Source organism: Thalassobaculum fulvum, from assembly GCF_014652915.1.
In the GTDB taxonomy this organism is placed as follows: Bacteria; Pseudomonadota; Alphaproteobacteria; order Thalassobaculales; family Thalassobaculaceae; genus Thalassobaculum_A; species Thalassobaculum_A fulvum.
In genome coordinates this window covers 19,185-44,490 of sequence record NZ_BMZS01000002.1, presented here as the reverse complement: position 1 = coordinate 44,490, position 25,306 = coordinate 19,185, and the positions used below count along the sequence as shown (strand labels likewise).

23 protein-coding genes are annotated in these 25,306 nt (G+C 70.4%); 16 read left to right on the top strand and 7 right to left on the bottom strand.

Going from position 1 to position 25,306, the window contains the following annotated elements:
• Positions 1 to 121 precede the first annotated feature (121 nt).
• Both IE246_RS03265 and greB read right to left on the bottom strand, forming a co-directional pair.
• Positions 122 to 667, bottom strand: a complete 546-nt coding sequence (locus IE246_RS03265) for a hypothetical protein (RefSeq protein ID WP_189987512.1) — start codon at positions 665 to 667, stop codon at positions 122 to 124.
• Between the two features lie 96 nt (positions 668 to 763).
• Positions 764 to 1,321 carry a transcription elongation factor GreB gene (gene greB, locus IE246_RS03260; protein ID WP_189987511.1) on the bottom strand — a complete coding sequence of 186 codons (558 nt, stop codon included), beginning with the start codon at positions 1,319 to 1,321 and terminating at the stop codon, positions 764 to 766.
• Between the two features lie 102 nt (positions 1,322 to 1,423).
• Between greB and IE246_RS03255 the strand changes: the two genes are divergently transcribed.
• Both IE246_RS03255 and IE246_RS03250 read left to right on the top strand, forming a co-directional pair.
• Entirely contained in the window at positions 1,424 to 1,912 is a 489-nt protein-coding gene (locus IE246_RS03255) for a CinA family protein (protein WP_189987510.1), read from the top strand.
• Positions 1,909 to 2,547 carry a GNAT family N-acetyltransferase gene (locus IE246_RS03250; RefSeq protein ID WP_229836312.1) on the top strand — a complete coding sequence of 213 codons (639 nt, stop codon included), beginning with the start codon at positions 1,909 to 1,911 and terminating at the stop codon, positions 2,545 to 2,547. Before IE246_RS03255 ends, IE246_RS03250 begins: the two co-directional genes overlap by 4 nt.
• Here IE246_RS03250 and IE246_RS03245 read toward each other — a convergent pair.
• Together IE246_RS03245 and htpG are read right to left on the bottom strand one after the other, a co-directional pair.
• Positions 2,530 to 3,816 (bottom strand): GGDEF domain-containing protein, encoded by a 1,287-nt coding sequence (locus IE246_RS03245; RefSeq protein WP_189987509.1) that lies wholly within the window; start codon positions 3,814 to 3,816, stop codon positions 2,530 to 2,532. The genes IE246_RS03250 and IE246_RS03245 overlap by 18 nt on opposite strands.
• A 118-nt stretch (positions 3,817 to 3,934) precedes the next feature.
• Complete coding sequence (htpG, locus tag IE246_RS03240) at positions 3,935 to 5,836, bottom strand: molecular chaperone HtpG (RefSeq protein WP_189987508.1); 1,902 nt, start codon at positions 5,834 to 5,836, stop codon at positions 3,935 to 3,937.
• A gap of 269 nt (positions 5,837 to 6,105) precedes the next feature.
• Here htpG and IE246_RS03235 point away from each other — a divergent pair, with 269 nt between their 5' ends.
• The 9 genes from IE246_RS03235 to IE246_RS03195 all read left to right on the top strand — a co-directional run bounded on the left by IE246_RS03235 (position 6,106) and on the right by IE246_RS03195 (position 17,222).
• Entirely contained in the window at positions 6,106 to 7,362 is a 1,257-nt protein-coding gene (locus tag IE246_RS03235; protein ID WP_189987507.1) for an MFS transporter, read from the top strand.
• 51 nt (positions 7,363 to 7,413) lie between these two features.
• Positions 7,414 to 7,935, top strand: coding sequence for a putative pterin-binding protein (locus IE246_RS03230; protein ID WP_189987506.1), 522 nt, complete (start codon positions 7,414 to 7,416; stop codon positions 7,933 to 7,935).
• Positions 7,936 to 7,986: 51 nt separating this feature from the next.
• Positions 7,987 to 10,692 (top strand): PAS-domain containing protein, encoded by a 2,706-nt coding sequence (locus IE246_RS03225; protein ID WP_189987505.1) that lies wholly within the window; start codon positions 7,987 to 7,989, stop codon positions 10,690 to 10,692.
• A gap of 318 nt (positions 10,693 to 11,010) precedes the next feature.
• The gene (locus tag IE246_RS03220) at positions 11,011 to 11,409 is read left to right on the top strand and encodes a response regulator (RefSeq protein ID WP_189987504.1); all 399 of its coding nucleotides are present in this window, start codon (positions 11,011 to 11,013) and stop codon (positions 11,407 to 11,409) included.
• A gap of 46 nt (positions 11,410 to 11,455) precedes the next feature.
• The gene (gene folE, locus IE246_RS03215; RefSeq protein WP_189987503.1) at positions 11,456 to 12,094 is read left to right on the top strand and encodes a GTP cyclohydrolase I; all 639 of its coding nucleotides are present in this window, start codon (positions 11,456 to 11,458) and stop codon (positions 12,092 to 12,094) included.
• A gap of 8 nt (positions 12,095 to 12,102) precedes the next feature.
• On the top strand, positions 12,103 to 12,708 hold the full coding sequence (locus IE246_RS03210) for a hypothetical protein (protein ID WP_189987502.1): 606 nt from the start codon (positions 12,103 to 12,105) through the stop codon (positions 12,706 to 12,708).
• Between the two features lie 76 nt (positions 12,709 to 12,784).
• Positions 12,785 to 15,580, top strand: a complete 2,796-nt coding sequence (locus tag IE246_RS03205) for a helicase-related protein (RefSeq protein ID WP_229836310.1) — start codon at positions 12,785 to 12,787, stop codon at positions 15,578 to 15,580.
• Positions 15,577 to 15,984 (top strand): RNA-binding S4 domain-containing protein, encoded by a 408-nt coding sequence (locus IE246_RS03200; protein WP_189987501.1) that lies wholly within the window; start codon positions 15,577 to 15,579, stop codon positions 15,982 to 15,984. The genes IE246_RS03205 and IE246_RS03200 overlap by 4 nt, the downstream gene beginning before the upstream one ends.
• A gap of 56 nt (positions 15,985 to 16,040) precedes the next feature.
• Positions 16,041 to 17,222, top strand: a complete 1,182-nt coding sequence (locus IE246_RS03195) for an aminotransferase class V-fold PLP-dependent enzyme (RefSeq protein WP_189987500.1) — start codon at positions 16,041 to 16,043, stop codon at positions 17,220 to 17,222.
• A gap of 123 nt (positions 17,223 to 17,345) precedes the next feature.
• Here the strand turns inward: IE246_RS03195 and IE246_RS03190 are convergent, their stop codons facing one another.
• Positions 17,346 to 18,161 (bottom strand): DUF547 domain-containing protein, encoded by an 816-nt coding sequence (locus tag IE246_RS03190; protein WP_189987499.1) that lies wholly within the window; start codon positions 18,159 to 18,161, stop codon positions 17,346 to 17,348.
• 199 nt (positions 18,162 to 18,360) lie between these two features.
• Here IE246_RS03190 and IE246_RS03185 point away from each other — a divergent pair, with 199 nt between their 5' ends.
• Positions 18,361 to 19,341, top strand: coding sequence for a Tat pathway signal protein (locus tag IE246_RS03185; RefSeq protein WP_189987498.1), 981 nt, complete (start codon positions 18,361 to 18,363; stop codon positions 19,339 to 19,341).
• A 5-nt stretch (positions 19,342 to 19,346) separates the two neighbouring features.
• On the opposite strand, the gene IE246_RS03180 is transcribed toward IE246_RS03185, so the two are convergent.
• Complete coding sequence (locus IE246_RS03180) at positions 19,347 to 20,198, bottom strand: glutamate racemase (protein ID WP_189987497.1); 852 nt, start codon at positions 20,196 to 20,198, stop codon at positions 19,347 to 19,349.
• Positions 20,199 to 20,359: 161 nt separating this feature from the next.
• Between IE246_RS03180 and IE246_RS03175 the strand changes: the two genes are divergently transcribed.
• The 3 genes from IE246_RS03175 to IE246_RS03165 all read left to right on the top strand — a co-directional run bounded on the left by IE246_RS03175 (position 20,360) and on the right by IE246_RS03165 (position 23,268).
• On the top strand, positions 20,360 to 21,316 hold the full coding sequence (locus IE246_RS03175; RefSeq protein WP_189987496.1) for an AEC family transporter: 957 nt from the start codon (positions 20,360 to 20,362) through the stop codon (positions 21,314 to 21,316).
• Positions 21,316 to 21,984 carry a GmrSD restriction endonuclease domain-containing protein gene (locus IE246_RS03170; RefSeq protein WP_189987495.1) on the top strand — a complete coding sequence of 223 codons (669 nt, stop codon included), beginning with the start codon at positions 21,316 to 21,318 and terminating at the stop codon, positions 21,982 to 21,984. The genes IE246_RS03175 and IE246_RS03170 overlap by 1 nt, the downstream gene beginning before the upstream one ends.
• 72 nt (positions 21,985 to 22,056) lie before the next feature.
• Positions 22,057 to 23,268 carry a MalY/PatB family protein gene (locus IE246_RS03165; protein ID WP_189987494.1) on the top strand — a complete coding sequence of 404 codons (1,212 nt, stop codon included), beginning with the start codon at positions 22,057 to 22,059 and terminating at the stop codon, positions 23,266 to 23,268.
• 184 nt (positions 23,269 to 23,452) lie between these two features.
• On the opposite strand, the gene IE246_RS03160 is transcribed toward IE246_RS03165, so the two are convergent.
• The gene (locus IE246_RS03160) at positions 23,453 to 23,881 is read right to left on the bottom strand and encodes a CBS domain-containing protein (protein ID WP_189987493.1); all 429 of its coding nucleotides are present in this window, start codon (positions 23,879 to 23,881) and stop codon (positions 23,453 to 23,455) included.
• A 327-nt stretch (positions 23,882 to 24,208) separates the two neighbouring features.
• Between IE246_RS03160 and IE246_RS03155 the strand changes: the two genes are divergently transcribed.
• A complete protein-coding gene (locus IE246_RS03155; RefSeq protein ID WP_229836304.1) occupies positions 24,209 to 25,246 on the top strand; it encodes a fatty acid desaturase in 1,038 nt (345 codons plus the stop codon).
• Positions 25,247 to 25,306: the final 60 nt, after the last annotated feature.

Below are 25,306 nucleotides of genomic sequence, written 5' to 3'. Positions count from 1 at the left end.
GGCCCTGAACCCGGACGTCGCGGCGGCCGGCGTCAATCCGCTCGACCACTTCCTGCGCGCCGGCATCGCCGAGGGCCGGATGGCCCAGGCAGCCGCCGACTGGATCGGCGCCTGAGGTGCCTTACAGATACGGCCAGAACACCCGGGTGACCGCGATCGTCGACAACTCCAGGTACAGCACCATCGACGCCAGCATGCCGTAGCGCTGCAGGTCGCTGACGGTCTTCGACTTCCGGCGTCGCGCGGCGGTGGTGAAGCTCGACCACTTCGCCGTCAGGTAGGCGATCTTCTCCTGCTCGGCCCCCTGCCACCACTGCAGGCTGAGCAGGATGCCGACCGAGGTCAGGCTGAACAGCCAGACGATCACCAGCAGGTAGAAGGTCAGCTTCGAGTCCGCCCAGTCGGACATCTCGCCGTAGGTGGTGACGGCGATCGCCCCGATCGTGAAGTACAGCACGGTGCGCCACTGCTGCTCCTTGGCGAAGCGGATGTTGGCGGACGCGTCATTGTAGACCGCGATGAACTCGGCGTGGGTGAACTCGTCGAGTTCGGTCGGGACGTTCTCCAGCGGATCGAGCGGATCGTCGATGCGCTCCTCGGGCTCCGCCGCGGTTCCGGTCGCGGGGGTGGCGGTCCCGGGCTTCGGTCTCAGTTCGCGGGCGACCATGGCGGCCTCCATCGCCGTGACACCTGGAGTATGCGCCTGTTCAGGGTCTCGGCCAATGCGTACAAACACCAGATCTGGCGGGCTCCACCCCCACTCCTACCCGTCCTCGTAGTCGATGGCGACGACCTCGATGCTCTGCGGGCCGGCCGGCGTGCGCAGCTCGACGACGTCGCCCTCGCGCGCCTTCAGCAGGGCGCGGGCGACCGGCGAGATCCAGCTCACCTCGCCGCGCGCGGTGTCCGCCTCGTCGATGCCGACGATCCGCACCGTGCGCTCGATGTCGTCCTCGTCGGCATAGGTCACGGTCGCGCCGAAGAACACCTGGCTCCGGTTCTTCTGCTGCGACGGCTCGACCACCTCGGCGATCTCCAGCCGCTTCAGCAGGAACCGGATCCGCTTGTCGATCTCGCGCAGCCGCTTCTTGCCGTAGATGTAGTCGCCGTTCTCCGAGCGGTCGCCGTTGCCGGCCGCCCAAGCGACGGTCTCGACCACCTTCGGGCGCTCGACCCGGCGCAGCTGCCGCAGCTCGTCCTGCAGCGCCCGGAAGCCGCGCGGCGTGATGTAGTTCTTGGTGCCGGTGGGTTGAGGCGAGGGGGTGTCGTCCTCGACCTCCTCGATCTCGGCATCGGTCTCCTTGGTGAACGCCTTGCTCATGGTCGTCGTCCGCTCGATTGTTCGCAGGCCCGGCGGGAGCCGGGTAGTATCGCAGGATGGGCCCGGGGCGCAAACCGGGCGGGCGGCAACCGGAGGACGAGAATGCGGTCGCTGACGAGCCTGGGCGAGACCGTCGGGGCGCTGCTGAAGGCGCGCGGCGAGACCGTGGCGGTATCGGAATCGTCGACCGGCGGGCTGGTGTCGGCGGCGCTGCTGGCGGTGCCGGGGGCGTCGGCCTACTTCATGGGGGGCGGCGTGATCTACACCCACCCGGCCCGCAAGGCGCTGCTCGGGGTGCGCCTGCGCGACCACCCGGGCATCCGCTCGGCGTCCGAGCCCTATGCCGCGATCGCGGCCGAGGCGATCCGCGGCAAGCTGGAGACCACCTGGGGGCTGGCGGAGACCGGGGCGGCCGGCCCGACCGGCAACCGCTACGGCGACGCCGCCGGCCACACCTGCGTGGCGGTCGCCGGCCCGGTCGCGCGCCGGTTCACCCTGGAGACCGGCTCGGCCGACCGCGAAGCCAACATGTGGGCGTTCGCCGAGGCGGCGCTGGCCGAGCTCGAGGCGGCACTGCGGGCGGCCGGGTGACCGGCGACGCCGGCATCCGCGGCTATCGGCCGGACGATCTGGAGGCGCTGTACGCGGTGTCGCTGGCGACCGGCGACGCCGGCGGCGACGCGAGCGGCCTGTACCGGGACCCGCGCCTGATCGGCCACGTGTATGTCGGGCCCTATGCGACGCTGCACCCGGAACTCGTGCTGGTCGCCGAGGACGGCGAGGGGGTCGGCGGCTACATCGTCGGGGCGCTCGACACCCGCGCCTTCGAGGACCGCGAGGAAGCCGAGTGGTGGCCGGCGCTGCGGGCCGAATATCCGAGTCCGATCGATACACCGGCCGACCGCTGGACGGCCGATCAGCAGCGCTGCCACCGCATCCACCATCCGCCGCGGATGCCCGACTGGCTGGTCGGCCCCTACCCGTCGCACCTGCACATCAACCTGCTGCCGCGGCTGCAGGGGCGGGGGCTCGGGCGCCGGCTGATCCAGCGGTGGCTGGGCATGGTACGGGCGCGCGGCTCATCCGGGGTGCACCTGGGGGTGAGTGCCGCCAATTCCCGGGCGATCGGGTTCTACCGGGCCTGCGGTTTCCTGGAACTGGACGAACGCGTCAACGGCCTGCCGCGGGCGGTGTGGTTCGCCATGGCGCTACGTGCCGGCCGGTAGCGGGCCCTCTACGCGGTCGCTGCTGCCGACCACGCGGTCGCGGCCGGCATGCTTGGCGACGTACAGCCGGTCGTCGGCGACGTCGAACAGGTGGTCGACATCCAGCGCGTCCTGCGGGCAGGTCGCGGCGCCGACGCTGATGGTGACCGGGCCGCCCGGCTGATCGGCCGTGGCTGCGACCACCGCATAGCGCAGGCGCTCTCCCAGGGACATCGCGGCGGTGTGCGAGAGCCCGTCGCTGAGGATCACGAACTCGTCGCCGCCGTAGCGGAACAGGCGGTCCTGCTTGCGCAGCGACCCGGCGAACGCCGCGCCGATCCGCCGCAGCATCTCGTCGCCCTGGGCGTGGCCGTACTGGTCGTTGACCCCCTTGAACCCGTCGAGGTCGACGATCAGCAGGCTGACCGGCCGCCCGGACTGCAGCGCGGTGTCCACGATGGTGGCGCCGGCGGCCTCCAGGCGGCCGCGGTCGTAGGCGCCGGTCAAGGCGTCGCGGCCGGACTTCTCCAGCAGGTCCTCGTAGCGCTCGCGGTAGGTCAGGGTCTGGAACACGTCCGAGATCCGCAGCGGCACCGGTGCCGGGCCGGCGCGGGTCTCGAACCACTTGAGATAGGCGCCGACCAGCAGGCTGTAGATCAGCGCCGCGCCCATCTTCGCGCACCAGCCGCCGAACATCACGAACCAGGGGGCGTCGGACACGTGGTGAAGCGCCAGGAAGAAGCCGGCCTGGTCGAAGCTCAGGATGGCGGCGAGCGCCAGGAAGCTGCGGGTGATCGGCCAGCGCCGCAGCCAGGTGCCGAGCCGCTCGTACAGCAGGATGATGGCGATCGAGTCGATGAACAGCAGGGTGGTTCCCCACACCATCAGCCAGCCCATCTCGTCGACGAACTTGAAGTCCGGCAGCCGGCCCGGCACCGCCGACACCACCTCGTGGTTCCGCAGCACCATCACCAGGCCGACCATCAGGAAGTTGCCGATGAGCAGCCCGTAGATCGGCTGGCGTACCACCGCGGCGTCTTCGCGGATGTACATCATCAGGATGATCGCCAGTTTGCCGGAGAACAGTACGGTCGAGCCGGGCGATATGATTCCGAAGGGCAGCTCGATGTAGAACACGCTCGCGAGATAGGTCTCGAGGAAGTGCATCACGCCGAGCGCGCACAGGAAGGCCCCCAGGCCGAACCGGTTGCGGTAACGGAACAGCGCGGCCATCACCCCGAAATAGACCAGGGCCTGGACCAGCAGCAGGAAGGTATTCAGGAGCGCCATCGGCAGAGCGTCGACCGCATTGCAGGAGGGTGGAAGCGACGTCCGGGTTGCCCTGGACGCCGCCATCCTAGCGTCTGTTGCGGTGCGTTACACCCGTCCTGCGGTGCAACCGGCCGGGTCACAGGCCCTTGACCATGACCGTCGACAGCCGGCGGGTGAACGCCTTGGCGTCGGGCACCGGCTCGCCCTCCAGGATCCGCGCCTGATCCAGCAGCAGGTGCGCGGCATCGTCGATCGCCGGGCCCGGGGCCCCGGCCTTGACCCGTTCGGCGAGCGACCGGATCAGCGGGTGGTCGGGGTTCACTTCCAGCACCCGCTTCGCGGCCTCGTCGAGCTGCTTGTGCTGGCGCAGCATGCGCTCCAGGTTCATGTCCATGTCGCCTTCGTCGGCGATCAGGCAGACCGGGCTGTCGGCCAGCCGGTCGGTGGTGCGGACGTCCTTCACCGCGTCGCCGAGGGCCAGCTTGACGCTCGCCACCAGGGCGGCAACCGCTCCCTGGTCGGCCCCGGGCTCGTCCTTCGAGGCGTCGTCCGGCTCGCCGTCCGCCTGGTCCGCCTTGATCGACTTCAGGTCGGCGCCGCCGCGGGTGATCGACTTGAGCGGCTTGCCGTCATAGCCCTCGAACAGCATCTGCACCCAGAATTCGTCGATCGGGTCGGTCATGTACAGGACCTCGACCCCCTTCTTCTGGAAGCCCTCGAGCTGCGGCGAGGCGGCGGCGGCCTGCTCGCTCTCGGCGGCGATGTAGTAGATCGCCTCCTGGCCGTCCTTCATGCGCGCGACATAGTCGGCCAGGCTGACCAGACCGTCCCGGGCGCTCGACCGGAAGCGAACCAGCGACAGCAGCGCCTCGCGGTGTTCCAGCCCGTCGCCGTACAAGCCCTCCTTCAGCACCGCGCCGAAGCTCTTCCAGAACTCGGCATAGGCGTCGGCGTCGCTCTCCGCCTTCTTCTTCAGCTCGCCCAGGATGCGCTTGGTGACCGCCTGGCTGACGCTGGCGACCACCGGGTTCCGCTGCAGCATCTCGCGGCTGACGTTCAGCGGCAGGTCCTCGCAGTCGATCACGCCCTTCACGAACCGCAGCCAGGACGGCACCAGGCCCTCGGCGTCGTCGGTGATGAACACCCGCTTCACGTAAAGCTTCACGTGGTGCCGGCGCTCCGGATGGAACAGGTCGAACGGGCGCTGCGACGGCACGAACAGTAGGGCGTGGTATTCGATGCGGCCCTCGGCCTTCCAGTGCACGGTCAGCCACGGTTCGTCGGCGGCGTGGCCGGCGTGCCGGTAGAACTCCTTGTAGTCGTCCTCGGAGATCTCGGACTTCGAGCGAGTCCACAGGGCCGAGGCCTTGTTGAGGGTCTCGCCCTCGGCGTCGGCCTCGACGAAGGTCACCGGGAACGGAATGTGGTCGGAGTAGGTGCGGACCACCTGCTGCAGCCGGCTCTTCTCGAGGAACTCGCCGGCGTCGTCCTTCAGGTGCAGGGTGATGACGGTGCCGCGGCCCGCCTTCTCGGCCGGCTCGACGGAGTACTCGCCGATCCCGTCGGAGGTCCACAGCCACGCCTGGTCCTCGCCGGCCTTGCGGGTCAGCACCTCGACCTTGTCGGCGACCATGAAGGCCGAATAGAAGCCGACGCCGAACTGCCCGATCAGGCCGACGTCCCTCTTGGAATCGCCACTCAGCTCCTCGACGAAGGCGGCGGTGCCGGACCGCGCGATGGTGCCGAGGTTGTCGTGCAGCTCGGCCTCGGTCATGCCGACCCCGTTGTCGGCGACGGTCAGGGTCCCGGCGTCCTTGTCGACGGCGAGCCGGATCGCGAAGGACGGGTCGCCCACGGTCAGCTCGGGCTTCGACAAGGCGAGGAAGCGCAGCTTGTCGCAGGCATCCGCCGCATTGGAGATCAGCTCGCGCAGGAACACCTCGCGCTCGCTGTACAGCGCGTTTGCAACGATCTTCAGGAGCTTGGAGACCTCGGCCTGGAAGGTACGGGTCTCAACGGATTGTGAACTGGCGGTCATCGCGAAGCGTCCGTTTTCTTCTCTGTTGATGGGTCGCGGAGAGCGCGCCGGAGATATGCGACGGAGAGCCGGAGATCGCAAGGGCGGGCTGACGGGGCCGTGCCGGTCCGATTCATCGATTTTCAGGCTTTGTTAATCTGTTTCCGTTTCACTCGACGCCTACGACCGGACGGGGACTTTCTGGGTGGTTCGGGATGACTCAACGCGGCGTAGTCGGCGGTATCGGCGGCACTCTGGGGCGCCGGGCATTGCTCGTCGACGAAACGGCCTTGAACGGTAGCGCGTGGCAGGCGGCTGTGGCGGTGAAGGTCAACGTCATGCTTGCAGCGATGATCGTGCTCGCCGTGCTCAGCCAGTTCTTCCGGTCGTCGAACGGTGTCATCGCGCCGGAGATGATGGCCGAGCTGCATTTCGACGCCCAGGCGATCGGCCTGTCGTCGGGTGCGTTCTTCGTCGTCTTCGCCCTGCTGCAGGTCCCCATCGGGGTGCTGTTCGACCGCTACGGGCCGCGCCGCGTGGTCTCGGCCATGCTGATCTTCGCCGTCATCGGGTCCGGGCTGTTCGCCGTCGCCCACTCCCTGGGGCTTCTGGTCGCCGGCCGCTTCCTGATCGGCCTCGGGTTCGCCGGCGGCATGGTCGGTTCGCTGGTGGTGCTGGCGCGCTGGCTCGACCCGATGGACTTCACGCGGTCGATGACCATCCTGTTCGCCTCGGCCAATCTGGGCAGCCTGCTGGCGACCTCGCCGCTGTCGGCCGCAACCGAGATGATCGGCTGGCGTGCGACCTTCGTCGTGCTGGCCATCGTCACCGCGGTCGTGGCGGCCGGGTTCTTCTGGCTGGTGCGCGACGAGCCACCCGGGCGTCAGCGGACGGCGGCCCGTTCGGAGTCGCTGACCGCGTCGATCCGGGGGGTGGCTGAGGTCGTCCGGGTTCCGGGACTGCTGCGGATCCTGCCGCTGATCGCGCTCGGCTACTCCTCGATCATCACGATCATCGGGCTCTGGGGCGGGCCGTTCCTGCATGATGTCCACGAGGTCGACGGCCTGGATCGCGGCAACGTGCTGTCGGTTCTCGCGGTCGCGTTCATTGCCGGCACGCTCGCCTACGGCCCGATCCAGCGCCGGGTCGGGGCGTTCCGTCCGGTCGTGATCGGCGGCGGCATCGGGTCGGCGGCGCTCATGCTGCTGATGGCGTTGTTCTGCGACGCCTCGCTGTACGTCACCCTGCCGTTGCTGGTCGCGACCTGCTTCGTCGGCGCGTTCAGCGTTGTGCTGATGGGGCACGGCGTGGCCCTGATCCCATCCGACCTGAAGGGCCGGGGCACCACGGCGCTCAACGGCGTGCTGATGGGCGGCACGGCCGTGCTGCAGATCGGCAGCGGTACGGTCGTCGAAGCCGTGCACGACCTGATCGGGTCGCCTTCGTCCGGCTATGCCGGGTTCTTCGCCGTCCTCGGCCTGCTGATGGTGGCGGCGACGATCGTCTATCTGGCAACGCCCGAACCGAACCAGAGGAGCCGGGACTAGCGGGGCCGCGACCCGCACTCCCATTTCCGCCACGTCAGACAGGAGACCGGAATGCCGAAGTCCCTTTCACCATTCGCCCTTGGCGCCCGTGTGCTGGCGATGCTGTTCCTGTTCGCCGGGGCGGCCGCCGCGGACACGCTGCCGAAGCCGGCGGGTTCGGTCATGCTGGAGGTCACCGGCGCGATCGCCAACCACAACGACGGTGACAAGGCGGCCTTCGACCTGGCGATGCTCGAAGGCATGGGGGTGACCAGGATCGTCACCTCGACCGCCTGGACCGAAGGGACGCCGGCCTTCGAGGGCGTCCTGCTCAGCAAGCTGATCGAGCGGGTCGGCGCCACCGGCAAGGTCGCCGTGACCATCGCGCTCAACGACTACAAGGTCGAGATCCCGGTGTCCGACTTCGCGAAGTACCCGGTGATCCTGGCTTACCGGATGAACGGCGAGTTGCTGAAGATCCGCGACAAGGGTCCGCTGTGGATCGTCTATCCGCAGGACGGGTACCCGGAGCTCAAGACCAAGGAAACCCAGGCGAAGTGGGTCTGGCAGGTCAAGGAAATCCGGTTCAAGTAGGCCCATGCGAGCCCCGGCTGCCGGGGCCGTCCACAAGGAGCGCCCCGCGAGATGAAGAGTTGGCGGAACCTCGGATGGCTGATCCCGCGCTACGGGATCCTGTTCGTCGGATTCGTCTCGTTCCTGGTGGGCGTCTTCTTCATCTTCCAGGGCCTGATCCAGCAGCGGGAGATCATCGAGAAGGAAAGCCGGATCTCGGTCTGGTTCCTGGCCCAGACCGAGATCGAGCTGCTGCGGTTCACGGAGTCGCTCAAGGACTTCGAGCTGGCGCCCGGGCCGGAGACCGCGAAGGAGGCGAACCAGCGCTTCGAGATCTTCTGGAGCCGCCTGCCGCCACTCCTGGCGGGATCGCAGACCGCCGAGCTCCGGTCGATCGAGGGGGTGGTGTCGTCCGCCAAGGCGCTCATCAAGGTGCTGGAGGACCTCGAGCCGCAGATGCAGCGCCTGACCGAGCTCGACCCGGCTGAGCTCGACGCCATCAACCTCCGTCTCGACGAGCTGCGGGGGCCGGTCCACGACCTGGTGAGACGGGCGCTGCTGTACGAGTCGAACGAGGTCGGGCGTGCGCGGGCACGCCACAACGAGCTCTACGTCCAGCTGCTCGGGCTGTTCGCCCTGACCGTGGTGGTCGGCCTGGTCATCTTCGTCCTGCTGTTCCGGCAGATCGTGAAGACCAACCAGGCGATCGTGGCGAAGGACGTCGCGGCGACCCAGGCGATCACCGCGCGCAACGAGCTCGAACTGGCGATCAACAGCATCTCCGAGGGGTTCATCGTCTACGACCAGGAGGACCGCGTGGCGCTGTTCAACAAGCGCTACGTCGACCTCCACCCGATGCAGGCGGACGACCTCGCGGTCGGCGTCTCGTTCTCCGACCTGCTGCGGGCGGCGGTCCGCAACGGCGGCGTGAAGGTCCCGGGCGGCGACGTCGAGGCGTGGATCGAGTCGATCCTCGAGACCCGGCGCAAGACCGCGGAGACCACCTTCGAGAGCCGTCTGTCCGACGGGCACTGGCTGAAGATCAGCGAGCGCCGGACCATCGACGGCCGGCTGGTCGGCGTGCACACCGACATCACCGAGCTGAAGGAGCGCGAGCACCTGGTCGAGCAGAAGACGCGACTGCTCCAGACCACCCTGGACAACATGAAGCAGGGCATCGCGGTGTTCGATGCCGACACCAACCTGGTGCTGTTCAACAACCAGTTCCTGACGATCAACCACTACCCGGAGACGCTGGCGCACACGGCGATCCCCTACCGCGAGTTCGTCGAGTACGCCGCCCGGCGCGGTGATCTCGGAGCCGGTGCCGCCGACACCCTGGTCAGGTCGCAGCTCGGGGCGATCGAACGCCTGATGCAGACCCGGACCGGCAGCCTCCGCCAGCAGCGCCGGCTGCAGGATGGCCGGGTGATCGAGACCATCGCCTCGGCCCTGCCGACCGGCGGAATCGTGAAGACGTACGAGGACATCACCGACCGCATCGACTCCGAGGCCGAGCGGGCGCGCCTGACCGAGATGTACCACGCCGCGCAGAAGACCCAGGCCCTCGGTACGCTGGCCGGTGGCATCGCGCACGACTTCAACAACATCATCGGCGGCATCGTCAGCAACTGCGCGTTACTCATGGCCGACACCCGGTCCGACCCGGACGCGCGTCAGCGTCTGCAGCAGATCCTGGACTCGGGAACCCGGGCGCGCGATCTCGTGCGCCAGATCCTGACCTTCAGCCGGAACGCCGAGTCGCGGCGCAAGCCGCTCGACCTCGCCGCGACGATACGGGAGAGCCTGCAGACCCTGCGGCCCCTGTTGCCGAACAATGTGGGGCTCAAGGAGGAGGCGATCACGCCCTGCTACGTCTCGGGCGACGCGACCCAGATCCACCAGATCCTGCTGAACGTTTGCGTCAATGCCGCCCAGGCGATCGGCGAGCGCGACGGCCGGATCTCCGTATCGGTCCAGCGGGTCGACGTGGAGGATCCGGACGCCGAGCGCGGCGATGCCGGCGGCGAGCGTCTGGGGCGCGTCGGTCAGCCGAGCCGCGGCCGGTCGGGAGACCTGCAGCGGGGTGCCTATGCCCGGGTGACGGTCATCGATACCGGCAGCGGCATCCCGGAGGACGTCATGCCGCGGATCTTCGAGCCGTTCTACACCACCAAGGAGGTCGGCGAGGGGACCGGGCTCGGCCTGGCCGCGGTGCAGGGCATCGTCCGCAATCACGAGGGCTGCATCGAGATCGAGAGCCTTCCCGGCGTCGGCACCAGGGTCGACGTCTATCTTCCGGCCATCGAGGCGTCGGTGCCGGTCATGCAGGCGGTGGTGAGGCAGCCGGCCGCGCTGCAGGGGCAGGAGCGCATTCTGCTGGTCGACGACGATCGCGTTCTGCTGGCGGCCACCAAGGAGATCCTGATGCGCCTCGGCTACACGGTCGAGGCGCACAACGAGCCCCAGCAGGCGCTCGCGGTGTTCCGCGACGATCCCACGGCCTGGGACCTGGTGATCACCGACCGCTCGATGCCGAAGCTGAGCGGCGAGGAACTCGTAAGGGAACTGCGGGAACTGCGGGCCGAGGTCCCCATCCTGATGCTCAGCGGATACGTGTCCAACGAGGATTCGGAGCGGCTCGCGACGATCGGTCTGGCGGGCGTGATCGGGAAGCCGGTGTTTCCCGAGGAACTGGCGACGGCCGTGCGCACGACGCTTTCGCAGCCGGAGTCCGGCACCCCCGAGGCGGGTCCGGCGCGGGCATCGCGGGCGTGACCGTCGGCTTTGCCCGGAGGTCAGTGTCAAGTCGATGAGTTCGATGGAATTTGTGCCGTTTACATATCATTTACCGAGAAAGGCTAAGGTGCAGGTAGGCTCGCAGCGGGGGAAACGATCCGCGCGCCGCTGACGTAGAATGCCGAGGAACCGCTTCGCGATCGCGGTCGCCGTGTCCTCCCCCGCTGTCGAGTGCCCGAAGGTATCGGGGCCGGGACAGCGGTTGCGCGAACCCGGCAAGGCGAGGATCGGAGTGGCTGGTTGACGTTTCCGCGCGCCCGTACGGGCGGGAAGCGATCGGGCCGCGGGGAGGGGACGTTGAGGATCTATCTGGTCGACGACGACGCCGCGTTGCGACGGGCCCTTCGGGAGGTTCTCGAGCGCGCCGGCCACGAGGTCCGGGACGATGCGAACGGGCTCGCCACCCGCCGCACCCTCGGGGACTGGCTGCCGGACCTGGTCATTTGCGACATGCTGATGCCCGACGCCGAGGGTTTCGAGGTCCTGCGCACCGTCAGGGGCGGCAATTCGCGGGCGAAGTTCGTCATGATCTCCGGCGCGAGCGGCGAGCTCTCCGGGTTCCTCGACCGGGCGCCGCTGCTGGGCGCCGATGCGGTTCTCAAGAAGCCGTTCACGCCGCCGGATCTGCTGAAGCTGATCGACTCGCTGTTTCCGGCCACGTCGGGCGCTGAGGAGCACGAGCCGTGCATGCGATGACCGACCGGGGGTCGACCGGCCCCCAGGAACCGAGGCGAGGCGACGCATGAACGACACCGACCTGCCGAAGCTCTCCGGTCGCCTGCCTTCGACGCTCGACGACGGGGCCGTCGACGATCCGCGCTTCCGGGCGGCGGAAGACGGCATCCGGGCGCTGCTCGCGGCGATCGGCGAGGATCCCGGCCGCGACGGACTGCGGGATACGCCGGCCAGGGTGGTGCGGGCCTTCGCGGAGTACTGCGCCGGCTATGCACAGGACCCGGTCGCCCTGCTGCGCAAGACCTTCGACGAGGTCTCAGGGTATCGGGACCTGGTCATCCTGACCGACATCGACTTCGTGTCGCACTGCGAGCATCACCTGGCACCGATCGTCGGCCGCGCCCACATCGCGTATCTGCCGTCCAAGGCCGTCGTCGGAATCAGCAAGCTCGCCCGGGTCGTCGACGCCTATGCGCGCCGGCTGCAGATACAGGAGCGGATGACCGCCCAGATCGCCGGCTGCATCGAGGCCGGGCTGGCACCGAGCGGGGTCGGCGTCGTGGTCGACGCCGAGCACGGCTGCATGACCCTGCGCGGAGTCAACAAGCGCGCGCCCAGGCTTCGCACCCAGGCGTTCACCGGTCGGCTGGCCGACGACCCGCGGCTGCAACAACGGCTGCTCGACGCAATCCCGACGACCTGGTGAAGCAGGCCATGCAATCCGGACCTCTTTCCCGTGTCAGTGCCACCGTCGGAGCGGATGTCCGGTCGACGGCGCTCGACCTGCTTGGGGTCGGCATCGCGTCGAGCGACGGGACCGGCCGGCTGCTCGACGCCGATCCGCGCTTTCTCGACCTGCACGGCATCGCCGGCGGGATCGGCGGGCTCGAATGGCCGGCGGCGATCGTGCAGGCGGGGTCCCGGCTCGCGCCGGCCGACGCGACCGCGGTCGCGGCCGGCTGGAGCGCCCTGCTCGATGCCCAGCCCGACGGCGGCCACGGGCGGCGGGTGGTGCGCCTCGCCGGCGATAGGATCCTCGAGATCGGGCGTGCGTGCGTGGCCGCCGACCGGACCGTTCTGATCGCGCGGGACGGCTCGCCCGATGTACGGCTGAGCGGCAGCCTGCTGCACGACGTCAACAACGCCGTCGGCAGCATGCTGGCGCATCTCTATCTCGCGATGTCGGACGTCGACGCCGATCACCCGGCGCGGCCCTGGCTCGAGGCGGTGAACCGGTCGACCCTCGACCTCCGCGAGCACGTTCGCCGGTCGGATGCGGGCGGGACGGCGGAAAACCGCGGGGTCGGGGCGGGCGGCTGAACCCGCGACCCGGGATTTTCGGAGGCCGTCCGGCCGACCCTGAGATATGCCCGGGGAGACCGTTGCCGACAAGCCCTTGCCAGCGCCGCTGCGACCCGGAATCCTGGCGGCGATGGTCCACGCCGAGCTCCCCTCCCTGGTCACCGCCGTCCTCGGCCCGACCAACACCGGCAAGACCCATCTCGCGATCGAGCGGCTGCTGGGTCACGAGAGCGGTATGATCGGTTTCCCGCTGCGCCTGCTGGCGCGCGAGAACTACGACCGCGTCGTGGCGGCCAAGGGACCGCGTGCCGTCGCCCTGATCACCGGCGAGGAGAAGATCGTCCCGCCGGAGGCCCGGTATTTCATCTGCACGGTCGAGTCGATGCCGCTGGACCGCGAGGTGGCGTTCCTGGCGGTCGACGAGATCCAGCTGGCCGGCGACCCGGAGCGTGGCCACGTCTTCACCGACCGGCTGCTGCACGCGCGCGGTGCCGAGGAGACCATGTTCCTCGGCGCCGACACCATCCGGCCGCTGCTGCAGCGGCTGGTTCCGGAGGCCAGGGTCGAGACCCGGCCGCGGCTCTCCAGGCTCGAATATGTCGGGCCCTGCAAGATCACCCGGCTGCCCCGGCGTAGTGCCGTGGTCGCGTTCTCGGCGGCCGACGTGTACGCGCTGGCCGAGGTCATCCGCCGCCAGCGCGGCGGTGCCGCCGTGGTGATGGGCGCGCTCAGCCCGCGCACCCGCAACGCCCAGGTCCGGCTGTTCCAGGAGGGAGAGGTCGACTACCTGGTGGCGACCGACGCCATCGGCATGGGCCTGAACATGGACGTCGACCACGTGGCGTTCGCCGAGGACTCCAAGTTCGACGGCCGGGTGCCGCGCAAGCTGACGCCGCCCGAGTTGGCGCAGATCGCCGGCCGCGCCGGCCGGCACATGAACGACGGCACCTTCGGCGTGACCATGGACTGCCGGCCGTTCGCCGACGAGGTGGTGGCGGCGATCGAGGAGCACCGGTTCGAGCCGGTCCGCCAGCTGCACTGGCGCAACTCCGCGCTGTCGTTCGCCACGGTGCGCGACCTCAAGCGGACCCTGGAGGAGCGCGCACCGCAGGACTTCCTGATCCGCAAGCGCGACGCCGACGACCAGCGGGCGCTGGACGCGCTGGCCCGCATGCCCGAGGTGATGGACCGGACCACCGCGCCGGCCCGGGTGCGGCTGCTGTGGGATGTCTGCCAGATCCCGGACTTCCAGAAGACCATGTCGGAGGCCCATGCCCGACTGCTGGCCCAGGTGTTCGCGCACCTGACCGAGGGCTCGGAGCGGCTGCCCTCGGCCTGGGTCGACGAGCAGATGGGGCGGTTCGACCGTACCGACGGCGATATCGACACCCTCGCCGCCCGCATCGCCCACGTCCGCACCTGGACATACATCACCAACCGGGCCGACTGGATCGACGACCCGGTCGACCGGCAGGCGCGGGCCCGCGCCATCGAGGACCGGCTGTCCGACGCCCTGCACGACCGGTTGACCCAGCGTTTCGTCGACCGCCGCGCCGCCACCCTGTCGCGCCGCCTGAAGGACGAGGACGCCGACCTGATCGCCGCCGTCGCCGCCGACGGCACGGTCCTGGTCGAAGGCCACCGGGTCGGCCACCTGGAAGGCCTCAGCTTCGTGCCGGAGGCGACCGACGCGGCCGACGCCAAGGCGGTGCTGGCGACCGCGCGGCGGGTGCTGCCGGCCGAGATCGCCCGCCGGGTCGCGCGCATCGAGGCGTGCGACGACGCGGCCATCGCGCTCGACGACCGCGGCCGGTTCCTGTGGGAGGGTTCGGCCTTCGCCCGCCTGGTGGCCGGCGACGCGGTCTGGCGCCCGGAGATCCGGATCTCGCGCAACGAGCTGCTCGAGCCGCCCCTGCGGGACCGGCTGCTGGCACGGGCGCGCGCCTGGTTCGAGAGCCACCAGGAAGCGGTGGCGCCGCGCCTGGTCCAGCTGCAGCGCGCCGACCTGGACGGCCCGGCCCGGGGGATCGCCTTCCAGGTGCTCGAAGGGCTGGGCGGCGCATCGGCGCCGGCGGTCGAGACGCTGGTGAAGGATCTCGACGACGACGGCCGAAAGACCCTGGCCCGGGTCGGCATCCGGCTCGGCACCGAATCGCTGTACGTGCCGGAACTGCTGAAGCCGCGGGCGGTGCGGCTGCGTTCGCTGCTGTGGTCGGCGGCCAGCGGCCGGTATCCGGAGGAGGGACCGCCGCCGGAAGGCCGGGTGCAGGTCGTGCGCGCCGAGGCGACGCCGGCGGCCTACGACGCGGCGCTCGGCTATGCCCGGCTCGGCGGCCGGGCGGTTCGGGTCGACATGGTCGAGCGGCTGGCCGCGCTGGTGCGCCGGGCCGGCCGGGAGGGGCCGTTCGCGATCACCCCGGAGATGCTGTCGCTGGCCGGGGTCGACGCCGAGACCTTCGGGCGCATGCTGCTGGACCTCGGCTGCCGGCCGGCTGCGGCCGCCGAGGACGGCACCCCGCGCTTCGAACGACGGCGCAACCGCCCGAAGCCGAAGCCGGAACAGTCGGAACGCCGCCGCCGGCGTCGGCGGCCGAAGGGCGAGACCGCGGCCGCGCCGCGGCCGGCGGCGCCGGCCGCTGCCGCCGAGCCGACGGCAGAGCCCGTACCGGTGCCGGGCGAAGCGGCCGCCGGGGAGCCGGCCGTGGCCCACCCACCCGCAGGACCGCCCGACGGCGACGCCAAGCCGGAACGCCAGCGGCAACGGCCGCGTCGGCGCAAGGGCGGGCCGAAGCCGACGGGCGCCGCCCAGCCGCCGCGCCAGCCGACCTACGATCCGAACTCGCCCTTCGCGGTACTGGCCAAGCTGCGGTTCGGCAATTCCGGGCGATGACCGGCGACGACCCGCAGAGCCAGCGGCTCGACAAGTGGCTGTGGTGCGCCCGGTTCTTCAAGTCGCGCAGCCTCGCCAACGCGCTGCTGGCGGCCGGCCGGCTGCGGCTGTCGGGCACGGTGGTCGGCAAGGCGCACCAGAAGGTGAAGGTCGGCGACGTTCTGACCTTCCCGCAGGGCCCGCACGTGCGGGTCGTCAAGGTGCTGGCGCTGGCGGTGCGGCGCGGCCCCGCACCCGAAGCCCAGGGCCTGTACGAGGACCTCGCACCGGTCCCGGAGCGGCGCCCCGAGCCGTCCGACCCGGCGATGTTCGAGCCCGAGGCACCGAGCCGCGAGCGCGGCGCCGGCCGCCCGACCAAGAAGGACCGCCGGGCGCTGGACCGGCTGGCCGGTGACGAGGGCTGACATCGGTTGCTGCGGGGGCTAGCGTCCGGGGCCCGCTTCTTCGACCGGAGTTCCCGATGCCCATCGATCTCGCCCGCGCCCGCGCCGAAACCCGCGGTTGCGCCACCGTCGCCCACCTGAACCACGCCGGCGCCTCGCTGATGCCGGCGCCGGTCGCCGACGCCGTGGTCGACTGGCTGCGCGAGGAGGAGACGACCGGCGGCTACGAGACCGCCCGCCGGCACCATGACCGGCTGGAGAACTTCTACGACGCCTCGGCGAGGCTGCTGAACTGCCACCGCGACGAGGTGGCCTTCGTGGAGAACGCGACGCGGGCCTGGGACATGGCGTTCTACGCCCTCGACCTCGGCCCCGGCGACCGCATCCTGACCGCCGAGTGCGAGTACGGCTCGAACATGATCGCCTATCTGCACCGGGCCAGGCGCGACGGTTGCGAGGTGGCGGTCGTGCCGAGCGACGCGCACGGCCAGCTCGACGTGGCGGCGCTCGAGGGCATGATCGACGACCGGACGAAGCTGATCTCGATCAGCCACATCCCGACCGGCGGCGGCCTGGTGAATCCGGCCGAGGCGGTCGGCGCGGTCGCCCGCCGGCACGGCATTCCCTACCTGCTGGACGCCTGCCAGTCGGTCGGGCAGATGCCGGTCGACGTCGAGAGGATCGGCTGCGACTTCCTGTCGGCGACCGGGCGCAAGTACCTGCGCGGGCCGCGCGGCACCGGCCTGCTGTACGTCCGAAAGGACTGGATCGAGGGACGGGACATCGACCCGCCGCTGCTCGACCAGCACGCCGCCACCCTGCTGTCGGAGACCGAGTACCGGATGCGCGCCGACGCCCGCCGGTTCGAGAACTGGGAGTGCTATTTCGCCGGCAAGGCGGCGCTCGGCCGGGCCATCGACTACGCTCTGGAATGGGGCCTGGAAGCGATCCGCGAGCGGGTGACGGCGCTGGCCGACGGGCTGCGCGCCGAGCTGGCGGCGATCCCGGGCGTGACCGTCACCGACCTCGGGGTCGAGCGTTGCGGCATCGTCACCTTCACCAAGGACGGCGAGAAGCCGGTCGACATCCGCGATCGCTGCATCGCCAAGGGCATCAACATCAGCGCCTCGTCCGGCAGCGGCAGCCGGGTCGGCTTCGACCGCCGCGGCCTGGAGTCGGTGGTGCGCGCCAGCGTGCACTACCTGAACAGCGAGGCCGAGATCGAGCGCTTCGTCGAGGAGATCCGGCGCGGGGGGTGACGCCCGTCGTCCCTTGGGTCCCGGATGCGTCCCGCTTTCGGCGTGCCGCTCCAGGATGAGGGCGATGTTGGAACCTCATCCCGGCCGGAGAGCCGGGACCTATGCTGTGACGAGCGTCCGTCCCTACGTTCCCGGCCACTCGTTCAGCCGGCGGTCGTCGATCCAGCGGATTGGCCGGCCCGGGTGCAGCTCGGCCCGCAGCTCGCGGTCCGCGTAGGACGCGATGTGGTCGAGCACGGCCGCGTCGGTGCCGCCGAAATCCCCGCGGTAGCGTCGCCAGAACCCGTTGAGCACCAGGGCGTCGGCCTCGATCCGGATGGCGCGCGGGTGGTTGACGTAGGCGATCGCCGCATCCTCCAGGGCCCGGTCGACGGTGGCGCCGTGGAACGCCGTGCGCGGCAGCGACGGGCCACCGAGCGTGGCGTCGCACAGCCCGTAGTGCCAGCGCGGGTCGCGGAACACCGGCCGCAGCGCTTCGGTCCTGATCGCCTGCAGCGACACCGGCCGGCCGGCGACCTCGGCCAGGGTCGCGGTCCACGGCCCGCCGGCGAACGGGCCGCCCAGGTCGATGTCGTCCGGGCTGCGGGCGATCAGGTGGGTTAGCACCACGCGCACCGTCAGGGCGTTGTGCAGGTTGAGCCAGAATGCCAGCTGCTCGGCCCGGTCGAGCCGCGCGACCGCCACCCGTTGCAGACCGGCGACGTATTGCTCCAGCAGCTCGCGATCGGTCACCGGCACCTCGGCATAGGCGACCCGGGTCACCCCGTCGGCGCCCTGGAAGCTGTGGCCGTCGAGGAACAGCTGCCAGGCCCGATGGTCGACGGTGGCGGCCGATCCGCGGCTGTGCGCGGACCACGCGGTGGTGTCGGCGGCGGCGCAGGCTGCCAGCGGCGCGGCGCCGAGGGCGAGCAGGACGGTCCGGCGTGACGACGAGCGCATCGGGAGAGTCTAGCGGTCTGCCGGGACGATGGCACCCCGGACGAGAGGGCACTTCCGGTCGGGCGGTTCGCCGGAGTCCCCCGTATGGGGGATTTCCCGACCGCGGATCGGGGCTACGACAATCCTTCTGAATCGTCTTCGGGCCGGCCGCCGTACGATCGCGGTGACCGGCCCCCGTGGCTTCATCGAGGAGGGAAGCATGGCACCGAGAGTGTTTCCGGAATCCGTGCGGCGCATGCAGGCATCGAAGTCGATGCGGCTGCGGCACGAGCTCTGGCACTACGTCCGCGCGGTCTGGGGCAACCCGCGGTTTCCGGAGCAGGGACGGCAGCTGCTGCGGGAGCTTGGGTGGGCTCTGCCCGGTGGCCGGGAGCCGATGGACGCGAACGGAAGCCTTCAGTTCGACAACCGCGCCGGCGAGGACTTCCTGTACATGCACCGGCAGATGATCGCGATGACCGACCGGGCTCTGGCCGCCGCCGGCGAGCCGCCGATCACCCGCTGGCCGTCGATCCCGGAGCCCGGCGACTCCGACTTCCCGGTGCCGCCGGCCTGGGCCTACGCCGATCCCGCCGCATCGCCGCAGGACAACGCGGCGACCACCCGGTTCCTGCAATTCATCAAGGCCGACGCCTACTACGAGCGGACCATGCGGGTGCGCGAGCGGTTCCTGACCGACCCGGCCAACCTGCGGCGGCTGTCGCTCGGCGCGCTCGGCAACCTGGCCGAGTTCACCATCCACAACGCCATGCACATGCGCTGGGCCGCCGAGCCGAAGGGATACCGGCCGCCGCTCGATCTCGGCGACCCGGCGAGCGGGGACCCGATCTGGGACGGGCTCGACCACGACTACCTCGGCGACACCTATTCGAGCCATCTCAACCCGCACTTCTGGTACCTGCACGGCTGGATCGACGACCTGGTGGAGCTGTGGGCCGACGTGAACGGCGTGCGGACCATCGACTGGGTCGGCGACTGGACCGGCGGCCCGGACCTGACGGCCCCCACCGAGCCGGCGGCCGAGCCGGCGGTCGAGATGGCGGCGCTGGCGACCGCGGCCGCCGCGTCGGTGGCCGACCGGCCGGTGCGGCCGGGACCGGCGCTGGCGGCGCTCCTGCGGAGCAGCGCCATGCCGTCGACGCTGGTGGAGATCACGCGGCTGCAGGAAGGGCCCGGCTGAGACCGTCAGGCCGCCTCGAAGGCGATGCCGCGGCCGAGGAACCGGCGGGCGATCCGGCTGACCTGCTCCGGGTCGCCGGTGGTGAGGAACCGGCACTGCGGCTCGCCGGCCGGCCGCCGGCCGCCGCCGGCGTATTCCGGGCGGCGCAGCAGGTAGCTCCGGGTCGCCGCTGTAACCAGGACCGGCTGCGACATCACCTCGACGCCGGGCGGCAGGAAGCGGGCGAACAGCGGGCCGACCAGCGGGTAGTGGGTGCAGCCCAGCACCACGTGGTCGATCGGCGCACCGTCGACCTGCGCCAGCAGCGCGTCGACGTAGTCCGCGACCAGCGCCGCCAGCTCGGCCTCGGGGGCGCCGTCCTCGATGGCGCCGGCCAGCCCCGGGCACTCCTGCTGCACGACGGTGATCGCCGGGGCCCGCTTGGCGATCTCGATCGGGTAGACCAGGCTGCGCACCGTGTGCACGGTGCCGAACACGCCGACCGTCGCGGCCGGCCGCGGATGTACGGCCCAGGAGCTGTCATGGGCCCACGGCACCCCGGTGAGGGCCTCGACCACCGGCACGATCACCCCGAGGGCGCGGCGCTCGGGATAGTGCCGGGGCAGCCAGTCCTGCTGGATGCCGCGCAGCGCGATCGCGGTGGCCGAGTTGCAGGCGACGATCACCAGCCGGCAGCCTTCCTGGAACAGCCGCTCGATCCCGGCCCGGGTCAGGTCCAGCACCGCCGGCCCGGAATGCGCGCCGTACGGGGCGTTGCCGTGGTCGCCGAGATAGCTGAAGCGGAGCCCGGGAAAGCGCCGGGTGAGGGCCGCCAGCACGGTCAGCCCGCCATGTCCCGAGTCGAAAACCCCGATCATCCAAGGTCCGCCATCGAAGGCCCGCCACGGCCGCAAGTGGCGGCGCGATTACAGCGAAACCGCGCGGGGCGCAATCGGAATGGCGGGGAGGAAGGACGCCCCCGCGTTGACGCCCCGCGCCTTCGCCCGCTAGAAGTCGGCCTCCCATCCGGAGGCCGCGCTTGGCCACGATCCTCGACGCCGTCGTTCCCCTGTTCGCCGTGATCTTCGCCGGCTTCCTGGCCGGGCGGACGCGCATGCTGGCGGAGGACGCGGTGCGCGGGCTGAACCGGTTCGTGTTCACCTTCGCCATGCCGCCGATGCTGTTCCGGCTGATGGCGTCGACCGACGTCACCTCGCTCGGCCAGGGCCGATTCCTGCTCGGCTATTTCTGGGCCGAGCTGATCGTGTTCCTGACCGGCGCCATCATCGGCGGGCTGCTGTTCCGGCAGGCGTTCGCGGCCATGGTCATGCAGGGCTTCGGCTCGTCGTTCTCGAACGGCGTGCTGATCGCCCTGCCTCTGCTGATCGGCCTGCACGGCGAGCAGGGGGCGGTGCCGGCGCTGATGCTGTTCACCCTCGACGTGGTGGCGTTCAGCGCGATCACCACCATGCTGGAGGTGGCGCGGGCGCGCGACGGCGAGGGGGCCGCCTCAGGGCTGGCGGCGGCGAAGACGTCGGGCCTCGCGATCCTGCGCAACCCGATCATCATGGCGACGCTGATCGGCATCCTGTGGGGGATCGCCGGGCTGCCGGTGCCGTCGCTGGTGTCCAAGACCTTCGGCTTCCTCGGCCAGGCCGGGCCGCCGGCGGCGCTGTTCGCGCTCGGCGCCACGCTCGCCTACCGGCGGGTGCGCGGCAGCGTCGGCAGCGCTTCGGCGATGGTGATCCTCAAGCTCGCGGTGCACCCGGCGCTGGTGTTCCTGACCCTGACGCTGCTGGTGCCGGTCGATCCGATCTGGGTGCACTCGGCGGTGCTGTTCGCGGCCTGCCCGGTCGGAGCCAACGTGTACGTGTTCGCCCAGCACTACGGGGTCCAGGTGACCGCCGCATCGGCGGCGATCCTGGTGTCGACCGGGCTGGCGATGCTGACCATCACCGGGCTGCTGATCCTGTACCCGCCGCCGGCGTTCAACTGATGGCGCGCCGGGGGCGTTCCGGGCAGTCGAGCCGGCGCCGAGCGAACTGGGCGCGGGCCGCCCTGCTGCGCGGCCGCGCCGGCTGGATCGTGCGGATCGTCGCGCTGGTCGCGATCGCGGTCGCCGGCGTCGGCGAGCTGCGGCAGTCGGAGTGGCTGTACCCGGTGGCCCGGCCGTTCGACCGGGCCGACTGGCCGCACTGGATCGACGCCGACGGCGACTGCCGGGACACCCGCACCGAGGTGCTGATCCAGGAGAGCCTGGCGCCGCCGAGGCTGTCGGCCGACGGCTGCGAGGTGGTGGCCGGGCGCTGGTACGACCCGTACACCGACCGGACCTTCACCGACCCGCGCGACCTCGACGTCGACCACCGGGTGCCGCTCGGCGAAGCGCACCGCTCCGGCGCCGACCGCTGGGACCGGGCGCGTCGGACCGCCTACGCCAACGACCTGTCGCATCCCGACACGCTGATCGCGGTCGACCGCTCGGCCAACCGCTCGAAGGCGGACGGCGACCCGCTGTCCTGGCTGCCGCCGGCCTGGGGCTATCGCTGCGCCTATGTCGAGCGCTGGCGCGACACCAAGCGCCGCTGGGGGCTGAGCGAGGACCGGCTGGAAGGCTGGTGGATCGACACCGTGCTGTGGGTGTGTGCGACCGCCGGTCGCTAGGTCTTGGCCGACCCGCTGGGGCGCGGTACAGATTCCGTCCCTCCAGGAATACCAACCCACAGGCAGCGCACCATGGACTTCGACTTCGACACCGAGATCGATCGGGAAGGCACCAACTCGGTCAAGTGGGAGTACCACAACCACGGCGGCACCCCGCAGCACTGGGACAAGCCGAGCCGCCGCCACGGCGCCGACCGGACCCTGGCGATGTGGGTCGCCGACATGGACTTCCGCTGCCCGGAGCCGGTGATCAGGGCGCTGCACGAGCGGGTCGAGCACGGCATCTTCGGCTATTCCAACAAGACCGAAAGCTACCTGGAGGCGGTCGCCGGTTGGTTCGCCCGGCGCCAGGGCTGGAACGTCGAGCCGGACTGGATCGTCACCGCCCCGGGCGTGGTGCCGACCCTGAACGTGGTGGTGCGCGGCTTCACCCAGCCGGGCGACAAGGTCATCGTCCAGCGGCCGGTCTACTACCCGTTCTTCCGGGTGACCAACAACAACGGCGCCGAGATCGTGTCGAACGGGCTGGTGTACGAGAACGGCACCTACCGCATGGACCTGGAGGATCTGGAGCGCAAGGCCGCCGACCCGAAGGCCAAGCTGTTCATCATGTGCTCGCCGCACAACCCGGTCGGCAAGGTCTGGAGCCCCGAGGATCTGAAGGCGGTGGCCGAGATATGCGCCCGCCACGGCGTGCTGGTGGTGGCCGACGAGATCCACGGCGACCTGATGCACCCGGGGGTGAAGTTCACGCCGTTCGCCACCCTGGGCGAGGTCGCCGCCGACAACACCATCGTGTGCACCGCGCCGTCCAAGACCTTCAACCTGGCCGGCCTGCACACCTCCAACATCGTCATCCCGAACAAGGACATCCGCGAGCGCTTCCAGAAGGCGATGGCGGTCCAGAGCCTGCCGGGGATGAGCCCGTTCGGCATCGTCGCCACCGAGGCCGCGTACCGTGAGGGCGAGCCGTGGCTGGACGCGGTGATGCAGTACGTCGCCGGCAACGCCCGGCGGATGACCGAGTTCTTCTCGGACGAGCTGCCGGAGTTCAAGGTGATCCAGCCCGAGGGCACCTACCTGCTGTGGTTCGACTGCCGCAGCCTCGGCCTCGACCAGGACGCGCTCGAGGACCTGATGCTGAACAAGGCGAAGATCTACTACGACGAGGGCTACATCTTCGGCCCCGAGGGCGCCGGCTTCGAGCGCATCAACATCGCCTGCCCGCGCTCGCTGCTCGACGAGGCCCTGGTGCGCATGCGCGACGCCGTGCGAGCGCTCTGAGGGACGGCTCCTTCACGAAGGGCGGAGCGGCCGGTGGGTTCCGGCTCTGCGCGACGATGTCGCTTCGGCCGGAATGACGAAGAAGAAGGCAGGGGCCCGGCACCCCTCATTTTCGTCATTCCGGACGGCCGCCCTGCGGTCGATCCGGAACCCACCCGTTGCTATGGGCCCCAGTCCCCGGCCGCTACCCGCCGGCGACGTAGGCCTGCATCTGCCGGACCTCTTCCTGCGCCTCCTCCAGCCGCCACTTGACCACGTCGCCGATCGAGATCATGCCGGCGACCTCGCCGTCGTCGAGCACCGGAACGTGCCGGAACCGGCCGGTCGTCATCATCTCCATGACGTCCGCGATGGTCTGCGACGGCGAGCAGGTGACGACCTTGGCGGTCATCAGCCGCGATACCGGGCCGTTCAGGCAGGACGGTCCCTCGCTGGCGAGCGTGCGGACGATGTCGCGCTCGGACAGGATCCCGGCGACCTTCCCGCCGTCGAGGATCAGGATCGACCCGATGCGCTTGTCGGCCAGAAGGCGCGCGGCATCGGCGACCGGCATCGACGGCGGCGCCGAGACCACGCTGTTGCCTTTGGACTTGAGGATGTCGGAAACCAACATGGCGCTTCTCCCGTCCATCTGTATGGGCGGGCCGCCACGGTGCCGACGGCGACCGTCGTCGTCCTGGTCCATGGGCTGTCCGGGGGTCTGCGGTGTCCAGGACGCCGGGAGCGTCGTCGACGCGGGACGGCCCGATCACGCTAAGACCCCGATCGGTGGGCCGTTGTGGAAATGATCCGCCATACTCCGGCACTTGGCAAACCCCAAGTGCCGGGGTATGGCAGCGGGCTGCCTCGGTGTTGCCGCGATCCGGTGGCACCAAGGGGGCCGGTTGTTTCCGACGACGGGGATCTCTCGATTACCAACCACCGTTCATGCGTCGAGACCGTGCCCGCGACGGGCGGGGTCGAGACGACCCGCGACCGCGCCCTGCGCTGGCGGCGGATCGCTGCCGCCTACGGCGAGCCGAGCCTGCGCCGCAGCGTCGTGCAGCTGCTGACGACGGTGGTGCCGTTCGCGGCGCTGTGGGCGGCGATGAGCCTCACGGTCGGGCAGGCCTATTGGGCGACGCTCCTGCTGGCGCCGGTCGCCGCGGCGTTCCTGATGCGACTGTTCATGATCCAGCACGATTGCGGCCACCGGTCGTTCTTCCGGTCGGCGCGCCTCAACGACCTGCTGGGGAGCGCCATCGGGGTGCTGACGCTGACCCCGCACGGGTACTGGCGCACCGCCCACAACATCCACCACGCCACCTCCGGCAACCTCGAGAAGCGGGGCATCGGCGACGTGTCCGTGCTGACGGTGCGCGAGTACCTCGCGCTGCCGAAATGGCGGCGGCTGGCCTACCGGATCTATCGCCATCCGGCGGTGCTGCTGGTGGTCGGCCCGCTCTACGTCTTCGTGCTGAAGTATCGCCTGCCGCTGGACCTGCTGAGCCGGCACCGCGACATGATCCCCGGCGTGCTCGCCACCAACGGCGCGATCGCGGCCCTGGCGGTCGGCATGGGGCTGTGGATCGGGTTCGCCGAGGTGGCGATGGTCCATGTCCCGATCGTCCTGCTGTCGGCGGCTGCCGGGGTCTGGCTGTTCTACGTGCAGCACCAGTTCGAGACGACGTACTGGCGGTCCGACGCCGCGTGGGACTTCCACGAGGCCGCGGTGCACGGCAGCTCCTACTACGACCTGCCGCAGCCGCTGCGCTGGCTGACCGCGGACATCGGCATCCACCACATCCACCATCTGTCGAGCCGGATCCCGAACTACCGCCTGGCGGAGTGCCTGCGCGACCATCCGGAGATGAAGGATGTCAGCCGGCTGACCCTGCGGGGCAGTCTGCGCTGCCTCCGGCTCGCGCTCTGGGACGAGGAGTCGGAGCGCCTGGTCGGGTTCCGGGCCTTGCCGGGGGCGCTGCCCGAAGCCGCATGACGGCGCGCTGCGGAACGGCGGGTTCTGGTATCATGGCACCCCGCCGTCGACCGTCAGTGA